This window comes from Desertivibrio insolitus (genome assembly GCF_017355965.1).
GTDB lineage: Bacteria > Actinomycetota > Actinomycetes > Actinomycetales > Microbacteriaceae > JAFIQW01.
The window spans coordinates 1-25608 of record NZ_JAFIQW010000005.1 but is presented as its reverse complement, the minus strand read 5'-3'; the positions used below and the strand labels follow the sequence as shown (position 1 = coordinate 25608).

Annotated in this window: 21 protein-coding genes; 10 read left to right on the top strand and 11 right to left on the bottom strand. The window is 71.4% G+C overall.

The window, feature by feature from the left end; translation table 11 throughout:
* Positions 1-4: 4 nt before the first annotated feature.
* The 3 genes from JUB10_RS12210 to gatC all read right to left on the bottom strand — a co-directional run bounded on the left by JUB10_RS12210 (position 5) and on the right by gatC (position 3386).
* On the bottom strand, positions 5-1417 hold the full coding sequence (locus JUB10_RS12210) for an APC family permease (RefSeq protein ID WP_207457130.1): 1413 nt from the start codon (positions 1415-1417) through the stop codon (positions 5-7).
* A 134-nt stretch (positions 1418-1551) separates the two neighbouring features.
* The gene (gene gatA, locus JUB10_RS12205) at positions 1552-3090 is read right to left on the bottom strand and encodes an Asp-tRNA(Asn)/Glu-tRNA(Gln) amidotransferase subunit GatA (protein ID WP_207457128.1); all 1539 of its coding nucleotides are present in this window, start codon (positions 3088-3090) and stop codon (positions 1552-1554) included.
* Positions 3087-3386 carry an Asp-tRNA(Asn)/Glu-tRNA(Gln) amidotransferase subunit GatC gene (gene gatC, locus JUB10_RS12200; protein WP_207457127.1) on the bottom strand — a complete coding sequence of 100 codons (300 nt, stop codon included), beginning with the start codon at positions 3384-3386 and terminating at the stop codon, positions 3087-3089. Before gatC ends, gatA begins: the two co-directional genes overlap by 4 nt.
* A gap of 155 nt (positions 3387-3541) precedes the next feature.
* Here gatC and JUB10_RS12195 point away from each other — a divergent pair, with 155 nt between their 5' ends.
* The 5 genes from JUB10_RS12195 (at position 3542) to JUB10_RS12175 (ending at position 7749) form a co-directional block, all read left to right on the top strand.
* Entirely contained in the window at positions 3542-4495 is a 954-nt protein-coding gene (locus JUB10_RS12195; RefSeq protein ID WP_207457126.1) for a siderophore ABC transporter substrate-binding protein, read from the top strand.
* A gap of 101 nt (positions 4496-4596) precedes the next feature.
* Complete coding sequence (locus JUB10_RS12190; RefSeq protein ID WP_207457125.1) at positions 4597-5517, top strand: ABC transporter permease; 921 nt, start codon at positions 4597-4599, stop codon at positions 5515-5517.
* Complete coding sequence (locus JUB10_RS12185) at positions 5504-6493, top strand: iron chelate uptake ABC transporter family permease subunit (protein ID WP_207457123.1); 990 nt, start codon at positions 5504-5506, stop codon at positions 6491-6493. The genes JUB10_RS12190 and JUB10_RS12185 overlap by 14 nt, the downstream gene beginning before the upstream one ends.
* Positions 6490-7248, top strand: coding sequence for an iron ABC transporter ATP-binding protein (locus tag JUB10_RS12180; RefSeq protein ID WP_207457122.1), 759 nt, complete (start codon positions 6490-6492; stop codon positions 7246-7248). The genes JUB10_RS12185 and JUB10_RS12180 overlap by 4 nt, the downstream gene beginning before the upstream one ends.
* Positions 7249-7278: 30 nt before the next feature.
* Entirely contained in the window at positions 7279-7749 is a 471-nt protein-coding gene (locus JUB10_RS12175; protein ID WP_207457119.1) for a DUF427 domain-containing protein, read from the top strand.
* Between the two features lie 133 nt (positions 7750-7882).
* On the opposite strand, the gene ligA is transcribed toward JUB10_RS12175, so the two are convergent.
* On the bottom strand, positions 7883-10195 hold the full coding sequence (gene ligA, locus JUB10_RS12170) for an NAD-dependent DNA ligase LigA (protein WP_307859216.1): 2313 nt from the start codon (positions 10193-10195) through the stop codon (positions 7883-7885).
* Positions 10196-10311: 116 nt separating this feature from the next.
* Here ligA and JUB10_RS12165 point away from each other — a divergent pair, with 116 nt between their 5' ends.
* Positions 10312-11664, top strand: coding sequence for an HNH endonuclease (locus tag JUB10_RS12165; RefSeq protein ID WP_207457116.1), 1353 nt, complete (start codon positions 10312-10314; stop codon positions 11662-11664).
* A 375-nt stretch (positions 11665-12039) separates the two neighbouring features.
* Here JUB10_RS12165 and JUB10_RS12160 read toward each other — a convergent pair whose 3' ends face one another.
* Positions 12040-13533, bottom strand: a complete 1494-nt coding sequence (locus JUB10_RS12160; RefSeq protein WP_307859215.1) for an MFS transporter — start codon at positions 13531-13533, stop codon at positions 12040-12042.
* A gap of 287 nt (positions 13534-13820) precedes the next feature.
* Complete coding sequence (gene mnmA / locus JUB10_RS12155; RefSeq protein ID WP_207457114.1) at positions 13821-14924, bottom strand: tRNA 2-thiouridine(34) synthase MnmA; 1104 nt, start codon at positions 14922-14924, stop codon at positions 13821-13823.
* Between the two features lie 52 nt (positions 14925-14976).
* Between mnmA and JUB10_RS12150 the strand changes: the two genes are divergently transcribed.
* Positions 14977-15582, top strand: coding sequence for a hypothetical protein (locus tag JUB10_RS12150; RefSeq protein ID WP_207457112.1), 606 nt, complete (start codon positions 14977-14979; stop codon positions 15580-15582).
* A 9-nt stretch (positions 15583-15591) separates the two neighbouring features.
* Here the strand turns inward: JUB10_RS12150 and JUB10_RS12145 are convergent, their stop codons facing one another.
* Genes JUB10_RS12145 through JUB10_RS12135 form a run of 3 tightly spaced genes read right to left on the bottom strand, consistent with a single transcriptional unit; the run spans position 15592 to position 17678 of the window.
* On the bottom strand, positions 15592-16434 hold the full coding sequence (locus JUB10_RS12145; protein ID WP_207457111.1) for a DNA-3-methyladenine glycosylase family protein: 843 nt from the start codon (positions 16432-16434) through the stop codon (positions 15592-15594).
* A 3-nt stretch (positions 16435-16437) separates the two neighbouring features.
* The gene (locus JUB10_RS12140; RefSeq protein ID WP_207457109.1) at positions 16438-16530 is read right to left on the bottom strand and encodes an LPXTG cell wall anchor domain-containing protein; all 93 of its coding nucleotides are present in this window, start codon (positions 16528-16530) and stop codon (positions 16438-16440) included.
* Positions 16527-17678: a cysteine desulfurase family protein gene (locus JUB10_RS12135; protein WP_207457107.1), complete on the bottom strand. Its 1152-nt coding sequence runs from the start codon at positions 17676-17678 to the stop codon at positions 16527-16529. Before JUB10_RS12135 ends, JUB10_RS12140 begins: the two co-directional genes overlap by 4 nt.
* A 61-nt stretch (positions 17679-17739) precedes the next feature.
* Between JUB10_RS12135 and glgX the strand changes: the two genes are divergently transcribed.
* Together glgX and ybaK are read left to right on the top strand one after the other, a co-directional pair.
* Positions 17740-19785 carry a glycogen debranching protein GlgX gene (glgX, locus tag JUB10_RS12130; protein ID WP_207457106.1) on the top strand — a complete coding sequence of 682 codons (2046 nt, stop codon included), beginning with the start codon at positions 17740-17742 and terminating at the stop codon, positions 19783-19785.
* Positions 19775-20275 carry a Cys-tRNA(Pro) deacylase gene (gene ybaK, locus JUB10_RS12125; protein ID WP_207457104.1) on the top strand — a complete coding sequence of 167 codons (501 nt, stop codon included), beginning with the start codon at positions 19775-19777 and terminating at the stop codon, positions 20273-20275. Before glgX ends, ybaK begins: the two co-directional genes overlap by 11 nt.
* A gap of 15 nt (positions 20276-20290) precedes the next feature.
* Here ybaK and JUB10_RS12120 read toward each other — a convergent pair whose 3' ends face one another.
* Together JUB10_RS12120 and glgP are read right to left on the bottom strand one after the other, a co-directional pair.
* Positions 20291-21076 carry a TspO/MBR family protein gene (locus JUB10_RS12120; RefSeq protein ID WP_207457102.1) on the bottom strand — a complete coding sequence of 262 codons (786 nt, stop codon included), beginning with the start codon at positions 21074-21076 and terminating at the stop codon, positions 20291-20293.
* Between the two features lie 4 nt (positions 21077-21080).
* The gene (gene glgP, locus JUB10_RS12115; protein WP_207457101.1) at positions 21081-23678 is read right to left on the bottom strand and encodes an alpha-glucan family phosphorylase; all 2598 of its coding nucleotides are present in this window, start codon (positions 23676-23678) and stop codon (positions 21081-21083) included.
* Positions 23679-23846: 168 nt separating this feature from the next.
* Here glgP and JUB10_RS12110 point away from each other — a divergent pair.
* On the top strand, positions 23847-25608 hold a 1762-nt coding region (locus tag JUB10_RS12110), incomplete at its 3' end, for an alpha-1,4-glucan--maltose-1-phosphate maltosyltransferase (RefSeq protein WP_242682577.1).

Genomic DNA, 25608 nt, shown 5'->3' with positions numbered 1-25608 from the left:
TCCGTCAGTCGACCCGGTCGACGCGATCGGGGTCGAGCTCGGCCGCCTTGCGCCCATGCGAGAACCAGGTGATCGCCCACAGCACGACGCCGATCACGAGCAGCCCGACCGCGATCTGGTACTGCTCGACGGCGCGCCCGGACGAGAACGGGAGGACGAGCCAGAGGCAGGCGACGATGCCGATCACGGGCAGCACGCGTCCCGCACGGAAGTGCCGGTGCTCCACGCGGTCGCGGCGGAGCACCAGCACCGTCGCGTTCACGACCGCGAAGACCGCGAGCAGCAACAGCGACGTCGTGCCGCCGAGCACGACGACGACGGGCGACTCGGGGGCGAGCGTCACGTAGACGATGAGGCCGAAGGCGAGGAGCGTCGTGAAGACGATGGCCGACCACGGCGTGCGGCGGCGCTCGTGCACCCGGCCGAGGAAGGCCGGCAGCACTCCTTGACGACTCATGCCGTAGAGCAGCCGCGAGGCCATCATCATGTTGATCAGCGCGGTGTTGGCGACGGCGAACATCGAGATGAAGGGCAGCAGGTCGGCGATCGGGAAGTCCGGGGCGGCGGTCTGCACGACCGTCACGAGCGGCGTCGAGTTGTTCGCGAGCTCGCCGATGGGCACCACCGCGACGGCGACGATGGAGACGAGCACGTAGATCACGGCCGCGATGCCGAGGCCGGTGAGCATGATCGGGGGGAAAATCCGGCTCGGATCGCGCGTCTCCTCCGCCATGTTGACCGAGTCCTCGAAACCGACCATGGCGAAGAACGCGAGCGACGTCGCCGTCGACACCGCGAGCAGCAGCGACTTGTCCTCGGGGGTGTCGAAGAGCACGACGCGGGAGAAGTCGGCGGCCCCGGCGAGGATCGCGCCGAAGCCGATGAACAGCACGAGCAGCAGGCCGGAGAGCTCGACGAGCGTCAGCACGACGTTCGTCTTGACACTCTCGCTGACCCCGCGGAAGTTGACGAGGGCGACGAGCAGCATGAACCCGAGCGCGATCGCCATCACGACCGGCTCCGCCAGCTCGAGCCCGAAGCCGGCGGCGAAGTTCGCCGCGCACGCCTGCGACGCCGTCGACGCCGACGTGATGCCGGAGCACATGACGATGAAGCAGACGAGGAACGTGACGAAGTGGATGCCGAACGCCTTGTGCACGTAGAGCGCGGCGCCCGCGGTCTGCGGGTACTTGGTGACGAGCTCGAGGTAGGAGAACGCCGTGACCAGCGCGACAGCGAACGCGATGAGGAACGGCAGCCACGCCGCGCCGCCCACCTCGGCGGCGACCTGTCCGGTGAGGGCGTAGACGCCCGTGCCGAGGATGTCGCCGATGATGAACAGCAGCAGCAGCTTCGGGCCTATGGCCCGCTTCAGCTCCGGTTCGCCTTCGGTCTTCTGAGCAGCGCTGCTCGACATGGCTCCCCCTCAAGGATTGTTCCCGTTGAGGAACACGTACCCCCGGTAGGGATCAGCTGAAACACCCTGATCAGCGCGAAAGACGAAGCGGCGCCGCCCGGGGAGACCCGGGCGACGCCGCCGTGGATCGTCGGTCAGACCGCGCCGTCGCGCGCGGCCTCCATCTCGGCGGGCTCGAGCGCCGGCGCCTGCGCCAGCAGCGAGCCGCCCCACTGCTCCTCGAGCAGCGACTCGAGGGCGGCGCCGTGGCGGTAGAGCCGGGCGTCCTCGCGAGCCGGAGCCATGAGCTGCATGCCGACCGGCAGCCCGTCCTCGGGAGCGAGACCGATGGGCAGCCCCATGCCCGGGACACCGGCGAGGTTCGCCGGGATCGTCGTGATGTCGTTGAGGTACATCGCCAGCGGGTCGTCGAGCTTCTCGCCGAGCTTGAACGCCGTCGTCGGCGCGGCCGGCGAGACGAGCACGTCGACCTTCTCGAACGCGCTCGCGAAGTCGCGCTGGATGAGGGTGCGCACCTTCTGCGCGCTGCCGTAGTACGCGTCGTAGTAGCCGGCACTGAGGGCGTAGGTGCCGAGGATGATACGGCGCTTCACCTCGTCGCCGAAGCCCTCCTCACGGGTGGCGGCCATGACCTTGTCGACCGTCGCGCCGGGGGGCGAGACGCGCAGGCCGAAGCGCACGCTGTCGAACTTGGCGAGGTTGCTGGATGCCTCGGCGGGGAGGATCAGGTAGTACGCCGCGACGGCGTACTCGAAGCTCGGGGCGTCGATCTCGACGATTTCCGCGCCGTTCTTCGCGAGCAGCTCGAGCGACTCGTCGAAGCGCTGCTGGACGCCGGCCTGGAAGCCCTCGCCCTGGAACTGCTTGACGACGCCGACGCGCACGCCCTTGAAGGAGCGCTCCGCGAGGCCCTGCCGCGCGGCATCCGCGAAGCTCGGCCAGCCGTCGGTGAGGGAGGTCGAGTCGTGCGGGTCGTGGCCGCCGATGATGTCCTGCACGAGCGCACTGTCGAGCACGGTGCGGGACACCGGACCGACCTGGTCGAGCGAGGAGGCGAGGGCGATCGCGCCGTAGCGCGAGACCGCGCCGTAGGTGGGCTTGACGCCGACCGAGCCGGTGACGGCGGCGGGCTGGCGGATCGAGCCGCCGGTGTCGGAGCCGAGGGCGACGGGCGCCTCGAAGGCGGCGACGGCCGCGGCCGAGCCGCCGCCGGAGCCGCCGGGGATGCGCTCGAGGTCCCAGGGGTTGCGGGTCGGGCCGTACGCGGAGTGCTCGGTGGAGGACCCCATGGCGAACTCGTCCATGTTGGTCTTGCCGAGCGGCACGAGGCCGGCCTCGCGCAGGCGGCGCACGACGGTCGCGTCGTACGGCGGCACCCAGCCCTCGAGGATCTTCGAGCCCGCGGTCGAGGGCATGTCGACCGTGCAGAGCACGTCCTTGATCGCGATCGGCACGCCGGCCAGCGGCGAGTGCTCGGTGCCGTCGAGGCGGGCCGCGTCGATCGCCGCGGCGGTCGTGAGGGCGTTCTCGGAGATGTGCAGGAACGCGTGGACGTCGCCGTCGACCTCGGCGATCCGGTCGAGGTGCGCCTGCGTGACCTCGACGGAGGAGACCTCCTTGGCGCGGAGCTTCTCGCTGAGCTCCGCCGCGGTCATCCGGATGAGCTCGCTCACTGCTCCTCCCCCAGGATCGCGCTGACCTTGAACCGGTCGCCGTCACGCTCCGGGGCGCCCGCGAGCGCCTCCTCCGGCGTGAGCACGTCGCCGATCTCGTCCGGCCGCCACACGTTCTGCAGCGGGATCGGGTGACTCGTCGCGGGGACGTCGGGGGTCGCGACCTCCGACACCTTGGCGACCGAGTCGACGATCGCGCCGAGCTCACCCGTGAGCTTCGCGATCTCGTCCTCGGTGAGGTCGATGCGGGCGAGGTTCGCCAGGTGGGCGACCTGTTCCGGCGTGATTTCGGACATGCGGCTCCGTCTGTTGCTGGCCCGGGACGCCGACAAGTCTATTGCGGCGCTTTCAGCCCCTCCGCCCGACCCCGACTCGACAGGAGAAGAAAGGTAAGGCTAGCCTTACTCCGCTGCAGCGCTCCTCCGACCACCACGAGCACAAGGGAACATCCGTGCCTGCCACCCCCACGTCGAGGTCTCTCCTCGGCGGAATCGCCCTCCTGTCCGCCACCGCTCTCGCGCTCACCGGCTGCGCCACCACGGCCGCCGAGGCCGAGACCGCCGAGACCGCCGCGCCGACCGAGATCACGGTCGAGCACGCGCAGGGCGAGACCGTCGTCCCCGTCGACCCCGAGACCGTCGTGACGTTCGACCTCGCGAGCCTCGACACACTCACCGCGCTCGGCGTCGAGGTGACGGGTGTTCCGGATGCCGCGCTGCCGGAGTACCTCGAGGGCGACTACACCCCCGTCGGCAGCCTCTTCGAGCCCGACTACGAGGCCGTGATCGCGCTGCAGCCCGACCTCATCATCGTCGCCGGACGCTCGGCGAGCGTGTACCCGCAGCTCGCGGAGATCGCCCCCACGATCGACCTCACCGTCGACGGCACCGACTACTTCACGAGCGCCCGTGAGAACGCGGAGATCCTCGGCGAGGTCTTCGGCGAGCAGGACGAGATCGCCGCCGCGTTCGAGGACATCGACGCGAAGGTGGCCGACGTGCGGGCCGCCGCGGAGGACGCGGGCACCGGCCTGTTCCTCATGAGCAACGCCGGCGAGATCTCCGCCTACGGCATCGGCTCCCGCTACGGCTGGCTCTACGAGGAGCTCGGCGTCACCCCCGCCGTCGAGAACGTCGAGGCCGCCTCGCACGGCGACCCCGTCTCCTTCGAGTTCGTGCTCGAGGCCGACCCCGATCACCTCTTCGTGCTCGACCGCGACGCCGCCATCGGCCAGGAGGGCTCGCAGTCGGCCGAGCAGGTGCTCGACAACGACGTCATCGCCCGCACCACCGCGGCCCGGAACGACGCCATCACCTACCTCAGCTCCACCGAGTGGTACATCGTCGGCAACGGCCTCACCGCCCTCGACACGATGATCGGCGAGGTCGGGAAGGCCCTGGCCTGACCTCCCTCGCCACGAAGCCCGCAGCGGCGGACCTCCCCGGTCCGCCGCTTCGGCGTCCCCTCGACCGCCCGCTGGCCCTCGGCGCCGCCGCCGGCGCGGTCGTGGTGCTCGCCGTCGCGAGTCTCTTCGTCGGGGTCATCGACCTCTCCGCCGGTGGCCTCCTCACGGGCTCCGACGACTGGTGGCTGCTCGCGGCGAGCCGACTCCCCCGCACGCTCGCCATCCTGCTCGCCGGCGTCGCCCTGCCGATCTGCGGGCTGCTCATGCAGCAGCTGGCGCGCAACCGTTTCGTCGAGCCGTCGACCGCCGGCACCGTGGATGCCGCGACGCTCGGGCTCCTCGTCGTGACGCTGCTCGCGCCCGGGCTGCCGGTACTCGGCAAGCTCGGCGCGGCGAGCGTGTTCGCGCTCGCCGGCACCGCCGTCTTCCTCCTCCTGCTCCGCCGCATCCCGCTGCGCTCGATCGTCATGGTGCCGCTCGTCGGGCTCATGTTCGGCGGCGTCATCGCGGCGGGGTCCGGCTTCCTCGCCTACCGCTTCGACCTGCTGCAGGCGCTGAACGGCTGGATGATCGGCGACTTCTCGGGCATGGTGGCCGGGCGCTACGAGCTGCTCTGGATCGCGGTCGCGCTCACCGCGGTCGCCTGGCTGCTCGCCGACCGCTTCACCGTCGCGGGGATGGGTGACGCGTTCACGACCAACCTCGGTCTGAACTACCGGCGCATCCTGGCCGTCGGGCTCGCCCTCGTCGCCGTCATCACCGCGATCGTCGTCGTCACGGTCGGGTCGATCCCGTTCCTCGGGCTCATCGTGCCGAACGTCGTCGCGGCCTTCGTCGGCGACAACGTGCGCCGCGGCGTGCCGTGGGTCGCCACCCTCGGCGCCGGGTTCCTGCTCGCGTGCGACCTCGTCGGCCGGCTCGTGCGATTCCCCTACGAGATCCCGCTCGGCGTCGTCGTCGGCGTGATCGGCAGCGTGCTCTTCGTCCACCTCCTGCTGAGGAGGCCCGGTGCTCCTCGCTGACCCGCCCCGCCCGCGGCCGCTCGCGGCGCTGCGGCATCCGAAGGTCCGACTCGCGATCGTGCTCGCGGCGGCGCTCGTCGCGATCGTCGTGTTCCTCACCGCCGGCAGCCCGGCTCCCCTCTCGCTCGTGCTACCCCTGCGCCTGCCCAAGGTCGCGGCGCTCGTGCTCGTGGCGGTGGCGATCGCCGTGTCGACGGTGCTGTTCCAGACCGTCGTCGGCAACCGCATCCTGACCCCGTCGCTCATGGGCTTCGACTCGCTGTACGTGCTCATCCAGAGCGGCACGGTGTTCTTCTTCGGCGCCTCGGCCCTGCACCTCGCCCAGGCCCAGGTCAAGTGGGCGCTCGAGGTCGCGGTCATGGTCCTCGCGGTCACGGCGCTCTACCGCTGGCTGTTCTTCGGGCGCCGACGCGACCTGCACCTCCTCGTGCTCGTCGGCATCGTGCTCGGCACGCTGTTCCGGTCGCTGTCGTCGTTCCTGCAGCGGATGCTCGACCCCACGGCCTTCGCGACGCTGCAGGACGAACTGTTCGCCTCCTTCAACGTCGTCGACACGAGCCTGCTCGGCATCTCGGCGGTCGCGATCGCCGGATGCTTCGCGGCACTCGCCCGCATCCGCCGCACCTTCGACGTGCTCGCTTTGGGCCAGGACATCGCGATCGGGCTCGGCATCGACCACCGCCGTGTGGTCATGCGGATCCTCGTCGTCGTCGCCGTGCTGACCGCGGTGTCGACCGCCCTCGTCGGGCCCGTCGCCTTCTTCGGGCTGCTCGTCGCGAACCTCGCCTACCTGCTCGTCGGGGACCGGCACGCGCTCAGCGTGCCGACTGCCGCGGGGCTCGCGGTCGTCGCCCTCGTCGGCGGGCAGTTCCTGCTCGAGCGGGTCTTCGCGTTCGGCACGGGGCTCAGCATCATCATCGAATTCCTGGGAGGGATCGTGTTCATCGCCCTGCTGATCTCGCGAGGCGCCCGGTGATCGCGGTCGAGGGCGCGACGAAGTCGTACGCTTCGGGGCCGGTCGTCGACGGGGTCGACCTGACCCTGGCGGATGCCGGCATCACTGCGATCATCGGCCCGAACGGCGCCGGCAAGTCGACGCTCCTGTCGATGATCGCCCGGCTGCTCCCGCTCGACGCGGGGCGCATCACGGTCGACGGGCTCGACGTCTCGACGACCAAGACGGACGTGCTCGCGAAGCGACTGTCGATCCTGCGGCAGGAGAACGCGCTCACCGCCCGGCTCACCGTGCGCGACCTCGTGAGCTTCGGACGGTACCCGCATTCGAAGGGCCGGCCCACCGCAGTCGACCTCGCCGTCGTCGAGCGCACCCTCGCCTACCTCGACCTCACCGAGCTCGACGGCCGGTTCCTCGACGAGCTCTCGGGCGGGCAGCGCCAGCGGGCGTTCATCGCGATGGTGCTGGCGCAGGACACCGAGTACGTGCTGCTCGACGAGCCGCTCAACAACCTCGATCTCAAGCACGCCGCCGAGATCATGCGGCTGCTGCGCCGGGCCGCCGACGACCTCGGCAAGCGCGTCGTGCTCGTGCTGCACGACATCAACTTCGCCGCGCACTACGCCGACCGCATCCTTGCGATGAAGGACGGCCGGGTGGCCGCGTACGGCACCCCGGACGAGATCGTCACGAGCGACGTGCTCGGCGACGTGTACGAGATGGACATCGCGGTCGACGTCATCGGCGGCAAGCGGGTCGCACTCTACTACGGCTGAACTCCCACCCGGCCGCGGTAGACCTTCCGCATGCCGAAGACCGAGTCCGTCTGGGACTACCCCCGCCCGCCCGCCGTCGAGCCCAGCGACGAGCGCATCACCGTCGTGCTCGGCGGACGCACCATCGTCGACACGACGGACAGCGTGCGGGTGCTCGAGACGAGTCATCCGCCGGTCTACTACGTGCCTCGCTCGGCGGTCGCCGACGGCGTGCTGAGCACCGCGGACGGCGCGAGCTCCTGCGAGTACAAGGGCCGGGCGAAGTACCTGACCCTCTCCGCGGGCGGCCGCACGGCCGCCGGTGCCGCCTGGTACTACCCCACTCCGAACCCGGGCTTCGAGGCCTTGCGCGACCGCATCGCGATCTATCCCGGACGGATGGACGAGGTGCGGGTCGCCGGCGAGGTCGTCACGCCGCAGGAGGGCGACTTCTACGGCGGCTGGATCACGTCGCGCGTGACCGGGCCGTTCAAGGGAGCGCCGGGGACGCTGGGGTGGTAGCTGCTTCCGGTCGCGCGGGGTGTTTCCGCGTTAGTGCGCCAGCGGCTTCCCGCCGCCCGTCGTTGCCGCGGCTAGGCAGAGCCGTCCCTGTCAGGGCCCGCTGGATGCGAGTCCCGGCCGCTCGACAGCTCCGCTACTCGATAACCGCCGGCTCCTCGGCATCCGTCGGCGCCTGCTCCTTCGCATCCGTCGTCGCCGGACCCAGCGCGTCCGGGCCCTGCTCGACGAGCACCTTGAACTGCGCGGCGTCGATGATCCGCACGCCGAGCTGCTCGGCCTTCGCGAGCTTCGAGCCCGCGCCGGGGCCGGCCGCGACGAAGTCGGTCTTCTTGCTGACGCTGTTCGCGGCCTTGCCGCCCGCGGCGAGGATCGCCTCCTGGGCGCTCTCGCGCGAGTAGCCCTCGAGTGCGCCCGTCGCGACGACCGTGAAGCCGGCGAGCACGCCGTCGCTCGCGACCAGGTGCCCGGGTCCCGGATGCCCCGGGGTGAAGAGTTGCACGCCCGCGGCGGTCCACCGCTCGACGATCTCGCGGTGCCAGTCGACCTCGAACCAGTCGAGCACGGCGTCGGCGATGATGCCGCCGACGCCCTCGACCCCGGCGAGCTCCTCGCGGCTCGCCGACCGGATCGCCTCGACGGAGCCGAAGTAGGTCGCGAGCGCGCGGGCGGCGACCGGTCCGACATGCCGGATGCTCAGCGCGACGAGGAACCGCCAAAGCTCCGCGGTCTTCGCCTTCTCGAGGTTGGTGATCAGCTCACGGGCGGTGCTCGAGGGCACGTAGAACTCGTCGCCGTCGAACGGGCCCTCGGGGTCGTACGGGCCGTCCTTCTTCTGACGGCGGCGCCGGAACGGGGTGTCACGCTTCTCGACCGCGGTGCCGTCGGCGCGCTCGACGAGCTTCGGCAGCCCGGTCTCGCTGTCGCGGACGACGACCTCGATGCCGAAGAGGTCCTCGAGCGTCAGGTCGAAGAGGCCTGCCTCGGTCTCGAGCGGCGGCGTCTCGGGCACGGTCGGCTGTGTGAGCGCGGCAGCGCTGACCTCGCCGAGGCCCTCGATGTCGAGGGCGCCGCGGCTGCCGATGTGCTCGACGCGGCCGCGCACCTGCGCCGGGCAGCTGCGAGCGTTCGGGCAGCGGAGGTCGACGTCGCCCTCCTTCGCCGGTCGCAGCTCGGTGCCGCACTCCGGGCAGTCCTTCGGCATGACGAACTCGCGTTCGGTGCCGTCGCGCAGCTCGACGACGGGGCCGAGCACCTCGGGGATCACGTCGCCCGCCTTGCGCAGCACGACGGTGTCGCCGATGAGCACACCCTTGGCCTTGACGACGTCCTGGTTGTGCAGGGTCGCCTGGCGCACCTCGGAGCCGGCGACGCGCACCTTCTGCATGACGGCGAACGGGGTCGCGCGGCCGGTGCGGCCGACGCTGACGACGATGTCGAGCAGCTTCGTGTTGACCTGCTCGGGCGGGTACTTGTAGGCGATCGCCCAACGCGGGGCACGGCTGGTCGAGCCGAGCTCGTCGTGCAGGGCGAGCTCGTCGACCTTGACGACGACGCCGTCGATCTCGTGCTCGACGCTGTAGCGGTGCTCGCCGAAGTGCTCGATGAAGGAGGCCGCCTCCTCCGCCGTCGGCTTCACCTGGTAGTGCGAGCTGGTCGGCAGGCCCCACTGCTTCAGCAGCGAGTAGATCTCGCTCTGCGCCTGCACGGGCGGGTTCTGCCACGCGCCGATGCCGTGCACGAGCATCGACAGCGCCCCGAGGCGCTTCTTCATCTGCTCGACCTGGACGGGGTTCTTCCCCTCCTCCTTCTGGCGGAGGGAGCCGGATGCCGCGTTGCGCGGGTTCGCGAACACGCGCTCGCCGGCATCCGCCTGCGCCGCGTTCAACGCCCGGAACTTCTCCACCTCGAAGAAGACCTCGCCGCGGATCTCGACAATCTCGGGGTGCCCCTCGCCCGCCAGACGCTGCGGGATGATCGGGATGTATTTGATGTTCGGCGTGACGTCCTCACCGACGACGCCGTCGCCGCGGGTGGCGGCCGTGACGAGGCGTCCGCGCTCGTAGCGGAGGTTGATCGCCAGGCCGTCGATCTTGAGCTCGCAGAGGTAGTCGACGCGACGGTTGGAGTCGCGCTCGACGCGGGCGGCCCAGGCGAGGAACTCGTCGCGGGAGAAGACGTTGTCGAGGCTCAGCATGCGCTCGACGTGCTGCACCGGCGCGAAGAGCGTCGTCTCGGCGCGGCCGCCGACGGTCTGGGTGGGGCTGTCCTGGCTCTGCAGCTCGGGATGCAGCCGCTCGAGCTCCTGCAGCCGGCGCAGCATCGCGTCGTACTCCTCGTCGGAGACGAGCGAGGTGTCGCGCTCGTAGTACGCGTCGCGCAGTTCGAGGATGCGGGTCGTCAGCGCCGCGGCCTCGGCCTTGGCCGCCTCGAAATCGGTGTCCGCCACGTCACTCACTGTATTGGTGGCTGCTGACACGGTGCCTCGATGCGGGCATCCGTACTCAACCGCGGCAGCAATCGCCGCCCCTTCGAATGTCGGTGGTCGGGGGTTGAGTTGGACTCGTGGATGTCGAGGGGAACGACCTTCGCCGTCGCTGGGATCAGTTCAGCGACGACGAGCGCAGCGAGCTCATGACGCCGCTCGACGACGTCCTCGAGGGCGAGGACGGCAACGCGCTGCTCGACGGCCTGCAGCAGGCGGGTCGCGACCAGGCGGCGCTGGCGGCGATGCGGTTCGAGCAGGTGCACCTGTTCCGGCGACACCGCGAGGGGTCAGCCGACTCGCGGAGACACGCAGCCGACCTCTTCGCGCGCTCCGTGCGGGCAGAACTCGCCGCCGCCCTGGACCTGCCGGAGCGGTCGGCCGAGGCGCTGCTCGCGCGTTCGACCATGCTCGTCGAGGCTCTTCCGGCGACGCTCGCCGCGCTGCGCAGCGGTCGCTTCTCCGAGCGGCATGCGGTCGTGCTCGCAGACGAGGCGGCGGGCCTGCCAGATGACCTCCGCGGGGAGTTCGAAGCACGAGCTCTTTTCTGGGCGGAGCGGCTGCGGGTCGGACTGTTCGAGCGCAAGGTGCAGCAACTCCGTGAACTCCTGGTCGGCGAGCAACTCGCGGAGCGGCACGACGACGCACGGCGCCGCCGTGACGTGCACGTCGAGCCGGGGCCGGACGGCATGGGCTGGCTGTCCGCCTACCTGCCGAACCCGGAACTGCTCGGCATCCGCAACAAGCTCGAGAACATCGCCAGGTCGCTCGACGTCGAGGGCGAGGAGCGGTCCCGTGCTCAGTTGCGGGCGGATGCCGTCATCGACCTGCTCCTCGACGAGGGACGCCTGCTGCCGCCCGGCACCTCCGAGGCCGAGCTCCGCGCCCCGGTGAAGCATCGCGGCGTCGTCGCGGAGGTCAGCGTCGTCGTGCCCGCGCTCACCCTGATGGGCAGGGCGGCCGAGCCGGGCATGCTCGAGGGCACGGTGCCGATGGACGACGAGAGCGCCCGCCGCCTCGCCGGCACGGCCAGCGGCTTCACCCGCATCCTCACCCATCCCGAGACGGGCGCCGTGCTCTCCTTCGGCAAGGACCGGTATCAGGTGCCCCCGGAGCTCAAGCGCTACCTGCGCGTGCGCGACGAGACCTGCCGCTTCGTCGGTTGCGCCCGCCCGGCTCGCTTCTGCGACATCGACCACACCGTGCCATGGGCCGACGTCGGGGAGACCACGCACACGAACCTCGCGCACCTCTGCCGCGGCCACCACAAGGTGAAGGACGCCGGCTGGCAGGTCAGCCAGGCGCGGGATGGCACCGGACGTCTCGACTGGACGAGCCCACTCGGCCGTGAGTACTCGACCCACGCGACCGCTCCGCTCGGCGGGCGGCTGCAGGCACAGGTGGACTGGCTCGACGATCCGCCGCCGTTCTAGGAGGAGGTGCCGCTAGCGGCCGGGCTGGCCGAATCTGGTCGTCGCCCGCGCTTCAGTGTCGGCGATGCGCGTGAGGGAACGGCCTTTGCCGCACGCGCCCGACCAGTGAGCTCGGGCAGTCCCTCAAGCACATGTGCGCGAGCCCGTGCCGGCTCCCGCACGGCGACAGCGGCCCAGGAAAACGCACGGATGCCTCGGACGACAGGTTCGGACAGCGGCAGCCGCATGGGCAGACGTCCGGATGCCCCCGCACCCGACGCAGCCCTCGCCAGCGCGTCGGGTGCGACACACACTCATTCCAGACGCACGGATGCCTCGAGGCCGACGCACCCGAAGGGCGTCGGCCTCGAGGCATCCGTGGTTCTGTTGGTCGGGCTACTTGCCGTCGCGTCCGAGCAGGCCGGTCTGCTGGTTCTTGAGGTTCGCGGCGTTCTCGTCGCCCGGTGTCACGCTGCTTTCCGCGCCCTCGACGAGCGAGAGCGGGTCGGCGATGTCCTCGAGGCTCTTGCCCGCGGCGCTGACTCCGAACACTCCGGAAATCACGCCGCCGACCATCATCACGACGGAGCCGAGCACGTAGCCCCAGAAGAGCGGCTGACGGTCGGTGCCGTCGCCGATCAGGGCGCCGTAGAGGGTCGGGGCGATCGCGCCGACGAGCTGACCGATCGAGAACACGTACGAGATCACCTGGCTGCGCAGCTCGAGCGGGAAGATCTCGCTCACCGTGAGGTACGCGGCCGAGGCGCCGGCGGAGGCGAAGAAGAACGACGCGCACCAGAACGCGGTGTGGGTCGCGGCGTTCAGCACGCCCGCGTTGAAGAGGAACGCGCTGACGAGCAGGATCAGGCCGGCGAGGACGTAGGTGCCGAACAGCATCCGTCGACGACCCCACGTGTCGAAAAAGTGACCGAGCACGAGCGCGCCCATCAGGTTGCCGATCGCGAAGACGAGGAAGTACTGCGACGCCGAGGCGGGCGGGGTGTCGTAGAAGTTCTCGAGCACGAGCGCGTACGTGAAGAAGATCGCGTTGTAGAGGAACGACTGCGTCACCATCATCGTGACGCCGACGAGCGTGCGGCGCGGGTACTTCTTGAACAGCACCTTCGCGATCACGAGGAACGGCACCCGGCCGTACTCCTTGACCTTGATCGCCTTCGACTCGTCGACGGGGGCGAGTTCCTTGCCCTCGTCGCGGATGCGCTGCTCGATCTCGTCGACGTTGCGCTCCGCCTCCTCCTCGCGGCCGTGCGTCATCTGCCAGCGCGGGCTCTCGGGGATGTGCCGGCGCAGGTAGATCAGCAGCAGACCGAGGATCGGGCCGACGAAGAAGCTGAGGCGCCAGCCGAGGTCCTGCGGGAAGATGTCGGTGTTCAGGAAGTAGACGCCCGCGACGGCACCGAGCGCGGCGCCACCCCAGTAGGTTCCGTTGATCGCGATGTCGACGCGTCCGCGGTACTTCGAGGGGATGATCTCGTCGATGGCGGAGTTGATCGCGGCGTACTCGCCTCCGATGCCGGCACCGGCGACGAAGCGCCAGATGTAGAAGAACCACGGGGCGAAGGCCAGGCCCGCGACCGCGCTACCGATGAGGTAGACGGCGAGGGAGATGAGGAAGAGATTCTTCCGGCCGAGGTGATCGGTGAGCCGTCCGAAGAACAGCGCGCCCGTCACCTGACCCAGCAGATAGAACGTGCCGGCGAGGCCGACCTCGACCGGCCCCATCCCCAGCGTCTGCGCGTAGCCGTTCGCGGCGACGATCTGCACCTCGAGTCCGTCGAGGATCCACGAGAACCCGAGCCCCACGACGATCAGCCAGTGGAACCGCGACCACGGCAAACGGTCCATCCGCGCCGGGACGAGCGACTTCACTTCTTTGGCCTGCAAACCGGACGACGACATCCGAATCCCTTCCGGCAGGACACCACGTCGCGCCCGCCTCCCCTTCCGGCTTACCCCTGGTAGGTGCGCTCTCTGCAAATCTCGGCTCGCTCGCGAGGAAGTCCCAGCGAGCGCTCAGGAGGGGGCGGCGTGGCGTGCCGGCGGGAAGCAGAGTCGAGGTTGGCCGCCGAGAGCGCGCGAAGCGCCGTCGAAGCGGATGCGAGCGGACAGCTCGCCCGCTCTCGCGACGAGCGGATGGGCGCGGATGACGCGCTGGGTCAGCCGACCGGGACCGCGCTCACCGTGCGGTCGATCGTGCACTGCCCGAGCACGCGCGTGCCGACATACAGCACGGCGGTCTGTCCGGGCGCGACGCCGCCGAGCGGCTCGTGCGGGCGCACGACGAGTTCGCCCTCGTGTATCCGCGCGGTCGCCGGCACCGGGTCGGCGTGGGCGCGGATCTGCACGTCGCAGTCGAACCACTCGTCGGCGTGCTCGGGCGGGAGCCCGGCCCAGCTGTGCTTCGACCCCGCGAGCTCGGCGACCTCGAGGGCTTCCTTCGGGCCGACGACGACCTCGTTGGTCTTCGGCCGCACCTCGAGCACGAAGCGCGGGCGTCCGTCGGGGGCCGGCACCCCGATGCTCAGCCCGCGGCGCTGCCCGACGGTGAACGCGTGCGCGCCCTGATGGGTGCCGACCTGCTGGCCGGAGCGGTCGAGGATCGGACCCTGCTCGGCGCCGACCTTCTCGGCGAGCCAGCCCCGGGTGTCCCCGTCGGGGATGAAGCAGATGTCGTGGGAGTCGGGCTTGTTCGCGACCGAGAAGCCGCGCTCGGCGGCCTCCGCGCGCACGTCCGCCTTGGAGGGCGTCGCGCCCAGCGGGAACATCGCGTGGGCGAGCTGCTCCGCGGTGAGCACGCCGAGCACGTACGACTGGTCCTTGGCCCAGGCGGCGGCGCGGTGCAGTTCGCGGTTGCCCGCGTCATCCGTCACGATCGAGGCGTAGTGCCCGGTGCACACGGCGTCGAAGCCGAGCGCGAGCGCCTTCTCGAGCAGGGCGGCGAACTTGATGCGCTCGTTGCAGCGCATGCAGGGGTTCGGGGTGCGCCCGGCCGAGTACTCGGCGATGAAGTCGTCGACGACGTCGAGCTTGAAGCGCTCGGAGAAGTCCCACACGTAGTACGGGATGCCGATGATGTTCGCCGCGCGCTGCGCGTCCATCGAGTCCTCGATCGTGCAGCAGCCGCGGCTGCCGGTGCGCAGTGTGCCCGGCATCCGGCTGAGGGCGAGGTGCACACCGACGACGTCGTGCCCCGCATCGACCGCCCGGGCGGCCGCGACCGCGGAGTCGACGCCACCGCTCATGGCTGCCAGAACACGCATGCTCCAAGGGTACGGGAGCGGATGCCGCAGGCGCCGGGCGCATAGTGGAGGCATGCCCCTCTACTCCGCCTATCCCCTGCAGCGCAGCCGCCAGCTCGCCGCGGACGTGGTCGCGCTCGCGCTCGTCGTGCTGTTCGCCGTGCTCGGCGTCACGGTGTCGCAGCTGATCGGCCAGGCGGCCGAGGTGGGGCGCCAGGTCGAGCAGGCCGGTGCGACGTTCGAGCAGCGGATGACGGAGGCGGCCGAAGCCCTCGGCGAGGTGCCGCTCGTCGGCGAGAGCGTCCGCGCGCCGTTCGACGGGGCGGGCGACGCCGGCGCCGAGGTCGTCGCCGCGGGGCAGGGCCAGCAGGAGCTCATCGCGTGGCTCGCGCCGACCGTCGGGGCGCTCGTCGCGTTCGCCCCGATCGCGGCGGTGCTCGTGGTGTGGCTGCCCCGCCGCCTCCGCTTCGTGCGGCGGTCGCGGATCGCGGCGCGGCTGGCCCGGATGCCGGAGGGCGTCGAGGTGCTGGCCGCGAAGGCTGTCGCCGACGCCTCCCCCGCCGCGCTCCTCGCCGCGGCCCCCGACGTCGTGCGGCGCTGGCGGGAGGGCGACCCCGAGGCGGTGCGGGCGCTCGCCGGTGTCGGCCTGCGCGAGGCGGGACTCAAGCCGCTGAGCTAGTAGTCGGAACTAGGCGAAGACCGCCCCGGTCCACAGATGCAGGAGCGCGTACGCGCGCCACGGGCGCCACGGCTCCGCCCGCTCGACGACGTCACGCATCCGGTCGATGCCGAGGGCACGACGCAGCACGAGGTCGCCCGCGGGGAACGCGTCGCGGTCGCCGCTGCGCACGGCGAGGTAGTCGGCGGTCCAGGGTCCGATGCCGGGCAGCGCGAGGAGCGCGCGCCGGTCGGCGAGGTCGAGGCCGTCGGCGAGCGCCCCGGCGAGGGTCTGCACGCTCGCGGCGCGGGAGCGGGTGAGGCCGATGGCCGCGCGGAACGACTCCGGCTCGGCGGCGGCGATGGCGGCGAGGTCGGGGGTGCGACGAAGGCCCGAACCCGTGGGCGCGGCGAAGCCGTCGACGAGCCGCGCGGCGAAGGTGCGCGCCGCGGCGAGCGAGACCTGCTGCCCGAGCACCGCGAACACGGCGACCTCGCGAACGTCGATCGCGCCGGGGATCCGGAGCCCCGGTCGCGCGGCGGCGAGCGGGGCGAGCAGCGGATCGGCGCCGAGCACCGCCTCGACCGCGGCGGGGTCGGCGTCGAGGTCGAGCCAGCGGCGCACCGCCGCCGTCACGAACGCCTCGTCCGCGGCATCCGTCAGCTGCACCTCGATCGGCAGCACGGACGCGCCGAGGCGGGTCCAGTCGAGGCGCACCACCGCGTCACCACCCGGCGTATCGATCGAGCGGAGATGCGTGCCGTCCGGCTCGACGTGCTCGAGGCCGGGCACGGCGTGGGCGACGAGGAATCGCCGCAGCGGCTCGGCCGCGAGCGGCGGCGTGAACGGCAGCTCGAGGGCGAGCCGGCGCACCCGTCAGCGACCTCGGCGGCGGCGGCGGAGCACGACGCCCGTGACCCCCGCGAGCACGAACGCCAGCAGCACGACGAAGGTGATCGCGAACGTCACCAGCCCACCGCCCGAGCGGAGAGTCCCGCCTTGCGCGCCCGCTCGACGGCGGCGGGCAGTGCCGCGAGGAACGCGTCGACGTCGGCCTCGGTCGAGTCGTGGCCGAGCGTGATGCGCAGCGCTCCGCGCGCGTCGTCCTCGGGCACGCCCATCGCGAGCAGCACGTGCGAGGGCTCGGGGATGCCCGCCTGGCAGGCGGAGCCGGTCGAGACCGCGACGCCCGCGGCATCCAACAGGAACAGCAGCGAGTCGCCCTCACAGCCCGGGAACGTGAAGTGCGCGTTGTTGGTGAGTCGGTCGACGGGGTCCCCCCGCAGCACGGCGTCGGGCACGGCCGCCCGCACCCCGGCGATCACCCGGTCGCGCAGCGGCGTGAGGTCGGGCAGCGGGGCGGATGCCGCGGCGCCGAAGCCGACGGCGGCCGGGGCGTCCTGCGTGCCGCTGCGCACCTGCCGCTGCTGACCGCCGCCGTGCAGCAGCGGCACCACCTGGGCGGTGCGGGCGAGGGCGAGCGCGCCGATGCCGAGCGGGCCGCCGATCTTGTGCGCGCTGACGCTGAGCGCCGCGAGCCCGGTCGCGCGGAAGTCGAGCGGCTCGTGGCCGTAGGCGGCGACGGCATCCGAGTGCACCGGCACCCCGTGCTCGGCCGCGAGCGCGACCACCTCGGCGACCGGCTGCCGCGTGCCGACCTCGTTGTTGGCCCAGAGCAGGGTGACGAGCGCGACGTCGTCGGCGAGCGCCGCCTCGAGCGCGTCGAGGCGGATGCGACCGAGCCCGTCGAGCGGCAGCCACTCGACCTGCGCGCCGTCGTGGGCGGCGAGCCACTCGACGGTGTCTACGGTGGCGTGGTGCTCACCCTGCGGCACGAGGATGCGGGGGCGGGAGCCGTCGGCGTTGCGCTGCCAGAACAGCCCCTTGATCGCGAGGTTGATCGACTCGGTGCCGCCCGAGGTGAAGACGACCTCGATGGGCTCGCAGCCGAGGGACGCGGCGACCTGCTCGCGCGCCTCCTCGAGTGCGCGGCGGGCCGCCTGTCCCGCGCTGTGGATCGAGGACGGGTTGCCGACGAGCGACAGGGCCCGGGTGTAGGCGGCGAGCGCCTCGGGCCGGAGCGGCGAGGTGGCCGCGTGGTCGAGGTAGACGGTCATCGGCACCCCCTCCGCCTTTACGTTGATGCCCCGGTAACGTCGCGGCTCTACTGTAGGTCCCGTGCCCGCCGCAGACCCGTTCCGCAATCTGGGCGTGCGCCTGACCTCTCGCGGCGGCGAGATCAGGGTCTTCTCGGAGAACGCGACGGCTATCGAGCTGTGCCTGTTCGACGACCGCGACCCCGACTGGATCGTCGGCACGATCGACCTCAAGCCCGGCCCCGGCGGCGTCTGGTCCGGCTCGAGCCGGCTGCTCACGGCGGGCCGCCGCTACGCGCTGCGCGCCGACGGGCCGACCGGGCCGACTCACGCGTTCAACCTCTCCCGCAACCTGCTCGACCCCTATGCCCGCGGGCTCGCCCGCACCGCGCAGGGCGGGTGGCACTCGAGCGTGGTCGACGACGAGTTCGACTGGGGCGGGGTCGGCAAGCCGAACATCCCGCTCGACCACACCGTCGTCTATGAGGCGCACGTGCGCGGCCTCACCAAGCTGAGCCCGCACCTGCCCGAGGAGCTGCGGGGCACCTACGCCGGCCTCGCCCACCCGTCGACGATCGGGTACCTCAAGGACCTCGGCATCACGGCGGTCGAGCTGCTGCCGGTGCATCAGTTCGTGAGCGAGCAGCGTCTCGTGAAGCAGGGCCGCGTCAACTACTGGGGCTACAACACGCTCCACTACTTCGCCCCGCACACCGCGTACGCCACGCCCGCCGCCCAGCGCGGCGGACCGGCGGCGGTGCTGCGCGAGTTCAAGGGCATGGTGCGCCTGCTGCACGAGGCTGGCCTCGAGGTCATCCTCGACGTCGTCTACAACCACACCTCGGAGGAGGGGCTCGCCGGGCCGACGACGAGCTTCCGCGGGCTCGACAACGCCACCTACTACCGCCACCAGCCCGACGGCACCTACATCGACGTCACCGGCTGCGGCAACACCGTCGACTTCTCCAAGCCGGTCACGCAGCGCCTGGTGCTCGACTCCCTCAAGTACTGGGCCAACGAGGTGCAGGTCGACGGCTTCCGCTTCGACCTCGCCGCCACCCTCGGGCGCGACGAGAACGCGCACTTCGACCCGCGGCATCCGCTGCTCGAGGCGATCGTCACCGACCCGGAGCTCACGGGCGTCAAGATGATCGCCGAGCCGTGGGACGTCGGGCTCGGCGGCTGGCAGGTGGGCAACTTCCCCCGCGGCTGGATCGAGTGGAACGACGGCTACCGCGACCGCGTGCGCGAGTTCTGGCTCACCGACGTGCGCGACCAGCGTCTGCACGGGCGCGCGCCGCACGGCATCGGGGCGTTCACCGGTCGCGTCGCGGGCAGCGCGCACGTGTTCGACCACGAGCGCGGGCCGCTCTCGAGCATCAACTTCGTCACGGCGCACGACGGCTTCACCCTCGCCGACCTCACGTCGTACGACCTCAAGCACAACCTCGGCAACGGCGAGGACAACCGCGACGGCACGAACGACAACCACTCCTGGAACTTCGGCGTCGAGGGCCCCACGAAGATCGACTCGATCACGGCCGATCGGGCCCGCGCGATGCGCAACCTCCTGGGCACGCTGCTGACCTCGACGGGCATCCCGATGATCACGGCGGGCGACGAGTTCGGGCGTTCGCAGCGGGGCAACAACAACGCGTACTGCCACGACAGCGAGCTGACCTGGCTGCCGTGGGCGCCCGAGAAGCGGCAGCTCGACCTGCTGCAGGTCACCCGCACCCTGCTGCGCCTGCGCCGTGAGAACCCGGCGCTGCGTCCCGTGCGCTACGGCCGCGAGGGCGAGAAGGTGCCGAGCGCGAACGACATGAGCTGGTTCAACGGCACCGGCGCGCCGATGACGGAGGAGGACTGGAACTCCCCCGAGGCCCGGCTGCTGCAGTACCTCGGCGCCGCGACGCCGGAGCTCGAGCAGCACAACCGCGTGCTGCTCGTCTTCAACGGCGTCGACGCCGACCGTACGATCACGCTGCCCAAGCACGACACGGTCGTGTCGTACGTGCTGCTCTGGGACTCCGCCGACGACCGGGGCGCCGGTCGCGTGCACTCCCCCGGCGACCGCGTCGCCATCGCCGGCACGTCGATGCTGCTGTTCAGGGCCGATGAGCCGTAAGCCGGCGGATGCCGCGGTCCCGGGCACCCCGGCGACCGTCGCGCTGACCCGCGCCGGCATCCCCTTCACCGCGCATCCGTACGAGCACGACCCCGCAGCGCCCGCTTACGGGTTGGAGGCGGCGGAGGCGCTCGGCGTCGAGCCCGCGCGCGTGTTCAAGACTCTCCTCGCCGACACGGGCGGAACGCTCGTCGTCGGCATCGTGCCGGTCGACGCGCAGCTCGACCTCAAGGCGCTCGCCGCGGCGGTCGGCGCGAAGAAAGCGGCGATGGCCGACCCGAAGGTCGCCGAACGGAAGACGGGCTACGTGGTCGGCGGCATCAGCCCCATCGGCCAGAAGGCGAGGCTCGCCACCGTGCTCGACGAGAGCGCCCTCGAGTTCGACACCGTGTTCGTGAGCGGCGGGCGCCGCGGTTTCGACGTCGAGCTCGCCCCCGCGGATCTCGTCCGCGCGACCGGGGCGACGACGGCGGTCATCCGGCGCCGCTAACGATCCTCGCTTGCTTCAGGCAGCGGGATGCCCGGGGTGGCGGACGCGCAGCGCGATCGTCACGGCGAGCACGACGAGCGCCACGACGATGGCGGTCACGCCGACCGGCAGCGACTCGGGCTGCCCGGCCAGGCGGCCGGCCGCGATCCAGCCGACGCCCCAGCAGAGCGCGAGCGCCGGGGTGAGCCGCCCGCGCCCGCGCACGGCGAGCACGACGCCCGCCGCGGCGGCGAGCAGCAGCACGGCGATGCCGACGGGCGCGTTCAGCTCGGGCGAGCCGACGCCGAGCGCGACGAGCAGCGCGGTCACGTTCGCGACCGTCGCGATGGCGACCCAGCCGAGGTAGAGCCCGAAGGCGCCGTCGACGAGCACCGCCTCGACGACACCGCGCGGACGCGTCGAGGCGAGCAGCACGAAGATCCGCAGCAGCACGGCGAGCAGCGCCGCGATGACCGGCACGCTGAGGGCGAGCAGGTCGAACTGCACCGACAGGATCCATGCGGCGTTGAGCACGAGCGACGCGGCGGCGAGCCAGCCGATGCGGCGCTGCCGCGCGTCCTCCCGCCGCCCGGGCAGCGCCTGCCAGACCGCGTAGGCGACGAGGCCGGCGTAGATCACCGACCAGATCGCGAACGCGGGCCCGGCGGGCGCGAGCACGGTGGCATCCGCGGCGAGCGCGCCGCCGGACGCCTCGTCGATCGGCACGCCGCCGAACGCGCCCGACCCGACGGCGGAGCCCGCCACGGCGACGAGCGCGCTCGCGACGACGGCCGCCTGGCGGATGCCGTCGGCGGCCGTCATCGCGTCACCGTGCCGTCGCGATGACGCCGAGCTCGGCGGGCGTCGCGAGCAGCGGATGCCGCGGCACGACCCGCACCGTGTAGCCGAACGAGCCGGCGCGCTTCAGCGGCACGGTGCCGGCGAACTGCACGGGGGCGTCGCCGCCGCCGATGCGCACGGGACCGGTCGCGGTACCCGGCTCGGCGGTCTGCACCGCGAGCTTCTTGCGCTCGATGTTCGTGAGGGTGTCGCCGTCGCGGGCCTGGCCGTAGACGGCCTCGACCGCGACGTCCTCGGGGGTCAGCGCGCCGAGGTTCACGAGCGCGCGCACGTGCAGCTCGTCGCCGACCTGCGGGGTCGCGTCGACGCCGCCGGACTCGACGTGCGTGACCGAGACGCCCGGCCACGCGGCGATGACGCGGGCCTTCCACTCGGCGAGCTCGCGGGCCGGCTGGTGGTCCGCCGCGACGACCGCGCGGTTCGAGACCGCCGCCGGCACGTAGAGCCGCTCGACGTACTCCTTCACCATGCGGTCGGCGCTGAGCTCGGGCGAGAGCGTCGCGAGCGTGTGCCGCATCGACTGCACCCAGCGGGTGGGCACGCCGTCGGCGTCGCGGTCGTAGTACCGCGGCGCGATCTGGTTCTCGATGAGGTCGTACAGCGACTCGGCCTCGAGCGCGTCGCGCTCGGCGGCGTCGCCTGCGGCATCCGCCGACGGGATCGCCCAGCCGTTCTCGCCGTCGTAGAACTCGTTCCACCAGCCGTCGAGGATCGACAGGTTGAGCGAGCCGTTGAGCGCGGCCTTCATGCCCGACGTGCCGCACGCCTCGAGCGGCCGCAGCGGGTTGTTGAGCCAGACGTCGGTGCCCGGGTAGAGCAGCTGCGCCATGCCGATGTCGTAGTTCGGCAGGAAGACGATGCGCTGGCGCACCTCCGGGTCGGAGGCGAACTGCACGAGCTGCTGGATGAGTCGCTTGCCCTCGTCGTCGGCCGGGTGCGACTTGCCCGCGATCACGAGCTGCACGGGGCGCTCGGGATCGGTGAGGAGCTTCCGCAGCCGTTCCTGGTCGTGCAGCATCAGCGTGAGCCGCTTGTAGGTGGGCACGCGGCGCGCGAAGCCGATCGTCAGCACGTCGGGGTCGAGGATCTGACTGAACCAGGCGGGCACGCCCGCGCCCGGGTTCTGCTGCTCCCACTCGACCGTGAGGCGGCGGCGCGCGTCGGCGACGAGCTGCTGCCGCATGCCGCGCTTGACCTGCCACAGCTCCGCGTCGCTCACCGCGTCCGAGCGCCAGTCGACGCTCGTGGCATCCGACGTGCCGAACGAACGCTGCGCGAGGGCCGAGAGGGCGGGATCGGTCCAGGTCGGGGCGTGCACGCCGTTGGTCACCGAGGTGATCGGCACGTCCTCCGACTCGAAGCCCGGCCAGAGGCCTGCGAACATGCCACGGCTGACCTCGCCGTGCAGCTTCGAGACGCCGTTGGCGCGCTGGCCGAGACGGAGGCCCATGACGGCCATGTTGAAGGTACCGGGCGCACCGCCGGCGTACGTCTCCGCGCCGAGCGCGAGCACGTCCTCGACGGGCACGCCGGGCAGCAGGTCGGTCGAGAAGTAGCGCTGCACGAGACCCGCGTCGAAGCGGTCGATGCCCGCGGGCACCGGCGTGTGCGTCGTGAAGACGGTGCCGGCGCGCACGACCTGCAGCGCCTCCTGGAAGCTGAGACCCGCGGCGATGAGCGTCGCGATGCGCTCGAGGCCGAGGAAGCCGGCGTGACCCTCGTTGGTGTGGAACACCTCGGGGCGGGCGCGGCCCATCAGGTCGGTGTACGCGGTGACGGCGCGGACGCCGCCGATGCCGAGCAGCAGCTCCTGGAGCAGGCGGTGCTCTCCCCCGCCGCCGTACAGGCGGTCGGTGACGCTCTGCAGGCTCTCCTCGTTCTCGGGGATGTCGGTGTCGAGCAGCAGCAGCGGCACGCGGCCGACCGACACGACCCAGACGCGGGCGACGAGGGCGCGGCCCTCGGGCAGCGCGAGCGTGATGTGCACGGCGGTGCCGTCGGGGCGGCGGAGCACCCGCAGCGGCAGGCCGTCGGGGTCGAGCACGGGGTACGCCTCGAGCTGCCAGCCCTCGCGGGAGATCGACTGCTTGAAGTAGCCCGCCCGGTAGAAGAGGCCGACGCCGATGATCGGCACGCCGAGGTCGGACGCGCTCTTCAGGTGGTCGCCGGCGAGGATGCCGAGGCCGCCCGAGTACTGCGGCAGCGCCGCGGTGATGCCGAACTCCGGGGAGAAGTAGGCGATGGTCTGCGGTGCCTCGTCGCCCTGGTGGTGCTGGTACCAGCGGGGCTCGGTGAGGTAGTGCTGGAGGTCGTCGCGCAGCGCGTTGGCGTCGCGGACGAAGTCCTCGTCGCGCGCCAGCTGCTCGAGCCGCTCGGTGCCGACGGCGCCGAGGAGGGCGATCGGGTCGTTGCCGCTCTCGTGCCAGACATCCGGATCGATGCGGCTGAAGAGCTGCCGCGTTGGTTCGTGCCATGACCAGCGCAGATTGCCGGTCAGATCGTCGAGGGCGCGGAGCGCCTCGGGGAGGACAGTGCGGACGGTGAATCTGCGAATCGCCTTCACCCTGCGCACTCTACGGCACCTCTCGTTGGCCGGTCAGACACCAACCGCTACGGTCGGGATATGGCCAACGTGAGCACCCGGCGGGCCGTGACGCCCGCCGCCGTGACCGAGCCGGCGCCCTTCGCGCCGAAGATCGGTCGGATCCCCATCCGCTTCGTGACCCCGGCGATGCCCGAGCGGCTGTACCCGCCGAAGGCGTTCGACGGCGAGGTCGTGCCCTTCTCCGCGGTGGTGTTCCGCGAGGGCCACGATCAGCTGGGCGCCGATCTCGTGCTGACGACGCCGAGCGGCGTCGAGTGGCGGCACGCGATGATCCCGGGCGCGAAGGGCACCGACCTCTGGTCGACCGAGGCGCAGGTGCACACCCCCGGCTGGTGGACGTTCAAAGTGCAGGCCTACGCCGACGACTGGGCGACCTGGCTGCACAACGCCGAGATCAAGGTCGAGGCCGGCCAGGACATCGAGCTCGTCTTCGCCGAGGCCGTGCAGCTGCTCAAGCGCACGAGCCGCGGCAAGGCCGTGACCGCCGCGGCCAAGATCTTCGCCGACACGACCCTCAGCGCCGACGAGCGCCTCAAGGCCGCGCACGACCCGGGCCTCGCGCTCGCCCTGGCGAAGAAGCCGATCCGCAGCCTGGTCACCGACTCCGAGGAGTTCCGCCTGCGCGTCGAGCGCTCCCGCGCGGGGATCGGCAGCTGGTACGAGTTCTTCCCCCGCTCGATCGGGGCGAAGAAGCGGGCGGATGGCTCGTGGCAGTCCGGCACCTTCCGCACCGCCGCCAAGCGGATGCCGGAAGTCGCCGCGATGGGCTTCGACGTGCTCTACATCCCGCCGGTGCATCCGATCGGCACGGCGTTCCGCAAGGGCCCGAACAACACGCTGACGGCCGGCCCGAACGACCCCGGCAGCCCCTACGCGATCGGGGCCAAGGAGGGCGGGCACGACGCCATCCACCCCGAGCTCGGCACGGTCGCCGACTTCAAGTACTTCCTCGCCCAGGCGAAGAAGAACGGCCTCGAGGTCGCGCTCGACCTCGCGTTCCAGTGCTCCCCCGACCACCCGTGGGTCACCGAGCACCCCGAGTGGTTCCAGAAGCGGCCCGACGGCACGATCGCCTACGCCGAGAACCCGCCGAAGAAGTACCAGGACATCTATCCCCTGTACTTCGACAACGACCCCGTGGGGCTCCGCGAGGAGCTGCTGCGGATCGTGCGGTACTGGATCTCGCTCGGCGTGACGATCTTCCGCGTGGACAACCCGCACACCAAGCCGCTGCAGTTCTGGGAGTGGCTGCTCGGGATCATCTACGAGGAGCGGCCCGACGTCATCTTCCTCAGCGAGGCGTTCACGAAGCCCGCGATGATGCAGGCGCTCGCGCAGGTCGGGTTCCAGCAGTCGTACACCTACTTCACGTGGCGCAACACCAAGCAGGAGCTCGAGGAGTACTTCACCGAGGTGTCGAAGGAGACCAGTTCGTGGCTGCGCCCGAACTTCTTCGTCAACACCCACGACATCCTCACCCCCTACCTGCAGTTCGGCGGCTGGGCGGCGTACAAGGTGCGCGCGGCCCTCGCCGCGACGGCGTCGCCCACGTGGGGCGTCTACTCCGGCTACGAGCTCATGGAGAACGTCGCCCGACCGGGCGCCGAGGAGAACATCGACAACGAGAAGTACGAGTTCAAGCCGCGCGACTACGCCGCCGCCGAAGCACGCGGCGCGTCGCTCGCGCCGTACCTCCGACGGCTCAACGCCATCCGCCGGGAGCACCCGGCGCTGCACCAGCTGCGCAACCTCGAGACGCACTGGAGCGACGACGACTCGATCATCGTGTACTCCAAGCACCTGTCGAAGCGGTTCTCGCCCACCGGCGAGGCCGACACGATCATCGTCGTCGCGAACGTCGACCCGCACTCGGTGCGCGAGACGACCG

What these genes read in the sequence shown, in the direction of transcription:
- JUB10_RS12150 (WP_207457112.1), top strand. Translation starts at nt 14,977, where the DNA reads ATGCCCCTCTACTCCGCCTATCCCCTGCAGCGCAGCCGCCAGCTCGCC.
- JUB10_RS12135 (WP_207457107.1), bottom strand. Translation starts at nt 17,678, where the DNA reads ATGACCGTCTACCTCGACCACGCGGCCACCTCGCCGCTCCGGCCCGAG.
- JUB10_RS12120 (WP_207457102.1), bottom strand. Translation starts at nt 21,076, where the DNA reads ATGACGGCCGCCGACGGCATCCGCCAGGCGGCCGTCGTCGCGAGCGCG.
- JUB10_RS12175 (WP_207457119.1), top strand. Translation starts at nt 7,279, where the DNA reads ATGCCGAAGACCGAGTCCGTCTGGGACTACCCCCGCCCGCCCGCCGTC.
- mnmA (WP_207457114.1), bottom strand. Translation starts at nt 14,924, where the DNA reads ATGCGTGTTCTGGCAGCCATGAGCGGTGGCGTCGACTCCGCGGTCGCG.
- JUB10_RS12210 (WP_207457130.1), bottom strand. Translation starts at nt 1,417, where the DNA reads ATGTCGAGCAGCGCTGCTCAGAAGACCGAAGGCGAACCGGAGCTGAAG.
- ybaK (WP_207457104.1), top strand. Translation starts at nt 19,775, where the DNA reads ATGAGCCGTAAGCCGGCGGATGCCGCGGTCCCGGGCACCCCGGCGACC.
- gatC (WP_207457127.1), bottom strand. Translation starts at nt 3,386, where the DNA reads ATGTCCGAAATCACGCCGGAACAGGTCGCCCACCTGGCGAACCTCGCC.